Source organism: Micromonospora foliorum, from assembly GCF_022229015.1.
In the GTDB taxonomy this organism is placed as follows: domain Bacteria; phylum Actinomycetota; class Actinomycetes; order Mycobacteriales; family Micromonosporaceae; genus Micromonospora; species Micromonospora foliorum.
Map to the genome: position 1 here is coordinate 1 of NZ_JAKKFF010000398.1, position 3,088 is coordinate 3,088.

The 3,088-nt window shown below is 71.9% G+C and carries 4 protein-coding genes; all 4 read right to left on the reverse strand.

Features of this window, described 5'->3' with window-relative positions:
* A partial coding sequence (locus tag PSH25_RS25580) for a hypothetical protein (RefSeq protein WP_238661484.1) occupies window positions 1–374 on the reverse strand: 374 nt, incomplete at its 3' end.
* Window positions 371–601: an acyl carrier protein gene (locus tag PSH25_RS25585; protein ID WP_238661485.1), complete on the reverse strand. Its 231-nt coding sequence runs from the start codon at window positions 599–601 to the stop codon at window positions 371–373. The genes PSH25_RS25580 and PSH25_RS25585, both read right to left, overlap by 4 nt.
* The gene (locus tag PSH25_RS25590) at window positions 598–1,986 is read right to left on the reverse strand and encodes an MFS transporter (protein WP_238661486.1); all 1,389 of its coding nucleotides are present in this window, start codon (window positions 1,984–1,986) and stop codon (window positions 598–600) included. Before PSH25_RS25590 ends, PSH25_RS25585 begins: the two co-directional genes overlap by 4 nt.
* Window positions 1,987–1,998: 12 nt before the next feature.
* Window positions 1,999–3,088, reverse strand: a 1,090-nt coding sequence (locus tag PSH25_RS25595; RefSeq protein ID WP_238661487.1) for a condensation domain-containing protein, incomplete at its 5' end; no start/stop codon positions are given.

Sequence of the window (3,088 nt, forward strand, 5' to 3'; positions counted from 1 at the left end):
ACGTACACCAGCAGTGCGCCGTGGCGACGGGCGGCGGTGACCGCCGCCTCCGCGCCGGCCAGCAGCTCCGTGGCCCAGCCGGCGCCGGCCGGGCCGGGGTCGCCGGCCTCCTCCAGCCGCTGCGCCACCACCAGCACGTCCGGCCGGGTCTCGGCGAGGAAGCCGTCGGTGGCCAGGCACTGCTGCACGACCTGTTGGAACGGGCCGACGCTGAGGGCGGCGGGCAGCCCGGCGTCGTGCAGGCCCAACCCCAGGTACGGCACCAGCGGATCAACCGTGTAGCTGGCCAGCAGCGCCACCCGCAGTACCGGCTCCGGACGCTGGCGGGTGACGGCCTGCCAGCGGGTGCGCCGGGCGAGCAGGTCGGCGCTCATGTCGCCTCCGTGCCCTTGGCCCGCAGCACGGCGCGCAGGTCGGCGACGCTGCGGACGTCGCGGATGTCCTCGAAGGCGAAGGAGAGCCCGTAGACCTCCTCCAGGGTCACGACGAGCTGCAGGTGCCGCAGGCTCGTCCAGGTGCCGATGGTCTGCGGTCCGGAGTCGTCGGTCACCTCGGCCGGGTCGACCTCCAGCACCCCGGCGACCACCTCGGTGAGCGTCACTTCGCCACCACCGCGCGGTCGTCGGTCAGCTCGTCGGTGCCGGTCGGTGCCGGCAGTGGCGCGGGCACGGCGGGGGTCTCGTCGTAGTCGGGCAGGTCGACCTCCATGCGGCGGATGCTGGGTGAGGCGAAGCCGGCCGCCGCGACGCCGATGCCGAACAGGCCGACGATCACGAAGATCAGGCCCATGCCGGCGCCCGGGCCGCTTCCCACCAACCAACCGAAGTACGGCACCCCGGGCCCGCCGTCGCGCATCATCGGCTCGAACCAGCGGTCCGCGGCGATGCCGGCAAGCGCGGTGCCACCCGGGTACGCCAGGTCCTCGATGAACTGCCGCGCGGCGAAGACCCGACCCTGGTGCGACGGTTCCACCTTCTCCTGCCAGACCGACTGGGCGTACCCGTCGATGAAGGGAATGGACAGGTGCAGGAAGAGCAGGGCGACCGACCAGACGATGATGCTGTCCCCGACGCCGTAGACGATCCGGCCGAGGACGCTGAAGACCAGGATGGCGACGAGCATCCGGCGGATCTTGTGCCGGGTGTTCGGTAGCAGCCCCAGTAGCAGGGCGCCGGCCACACCGCCGACCGCGCCGATGGTCTGCACCAACCCGACCGCGTTGGTGCTGCTGTCGGTACGGGCGAGGATCTGTGGCACCAGCAGGGCGAAGCCGACCGCCGCGAGCACGTTGATGGCGAACATGATCGCCTCCAGCCCGGTGAAGGCCCGGCTGGCCAGGATGTAGCGGAAGCCGTAGATGGTGTCGGACCAGAAGCCGCCGTCGTCGGGCTGGGCCGAGCGGGGCACCGGCGGTAGTTGCACCAGCAGCACCGCGCCGATCGCCACCACGTAGGACAGCGCGTCGATGAACAGAATGACCTTGATGTCCATCAGGCCGAGCAGCGCGGCGGCGAAGCCGGGGGCGAAGATCACCGGGATGGTCCGGACCGCGAACATCATGGCGTTGGCCCGTGGGTACTGGCCCTTCTCCATCATCACCGTGATGGTCGCCTGGTACGCCGGCAGCTGGAACGCGAGGAACGCGCCGGTGACCAGGTTGACCAGGTAGAGATGCCACACCTCGACCGAGCCGGTGAGGAAGAGCAGCAGCACGACGGCGGTGGTGACGGCGGACCCGATGTCGCTGAGCACGATGGTCAGTCGCCGCCCCCACCGGTCCACCAGCGCGCCGGCGATCGGGCTGAAGATGACCGTCGCGCCGAACGCGCACGCCATCAGCATGGTCAGGTCGAAGGCCCGGCCGGTGGCGTCCCACACCCAGATGCTCAGGGCGAAGTTCGTCATCCGGGTGCCGAGCGCCGACAGCAGCTGGCCGAACCAGATCGTGGTGAACCCGGCGAACCGGGTCGGGCGTCGGAACGCCATTGGGGTCTCCTCCTACTGCCGTGGCGGTTGCCCGTGGTTTCCGGCCAGGCGCAGCAGGCTGGTCCGGATGCCGTCGAGCAGTTGTTCAGCGGACCCCGACCGGAAGGCCGGGGTGGCGTAACTCAGGTCGACGCGGAGCCGGGGGCCGGTGAGCGACCCGGTCACGTCGAAGGGGAAGGGCCAGTGCCCGTCGCTGTCCTCGGTCGGCCCGAACGGCGCCGCGCAGACGTCGAGGAGCTGGTTGGCCGGGGCGACGTCGTCGAAGCCGAAGCCACCCATGTAGTTCACCGCGACCATCGGCGGTGCCGTCGCGGCCAACCTGGTGCGAACCTCCTCGTCGGGGCAGAGGTGGCGCAGCAGCCCGTAGCCGATGCCGTTGTCCGGCACCCGGGAGAGCTGCCGGATCACCGAGCGCACCGAGCGGGTCGGGTCGGCGGTGGAGGGCAACTGCAACCGCAGCGGATAGAGCACCTGGAACCAGCCGGTCGTGCGGCTCACGTCCAGGTCGTCGAAGAGCGCCTCGCGGCCGTGGCCGGTGGTGGCCACGGTCACCGCGCCGCCGTCGGTGCGCTCGGCGATGGTGGTCACCACCGCCCACACCAGCAGGTCCCGCACGCTGGCCCGCAGCCGCCGTGCGGCGGCGTGCACCCCGCTGGTAGCCGCCTCGTCCAGCGTCACGGTGGCCAACCCCAGGTCGCCGAGGCGGAACGGCCCGGAATCCGGCTCGTCCGCGAGTCGGCGCAGCACACCGTCGTCGGCCTGGGCGAGCCAGAACGGCAGCTGTTCGGCGAGCCGCGTCGAACCGGCGTACTCGGCCAGCCGCCGCGCCCAGGCGCGGTAGGACGTGGTCTTCGCCGGCAGGGCCGGCGTCTCGGCGCGTTCCAGCTGGCCGCAGAGGGTTTCCAGGTCGGCCAGGAGCAGGCCGCGGGAGACGGCGTCCACCACCAGGTGGTGATTGACGATCAGCAGCCGGTCGGGCAGCTCCGGGCCGAGCCGGAAGTGCGCCACCCGGGTCAGTGGGCCGAGGCCGAGATCCAACGAGGTCTGCGCCTCGGCGCAGCGCGCCTGCACCGCCGCCTCCCGCCCCTGGCCCGGCCCGCCC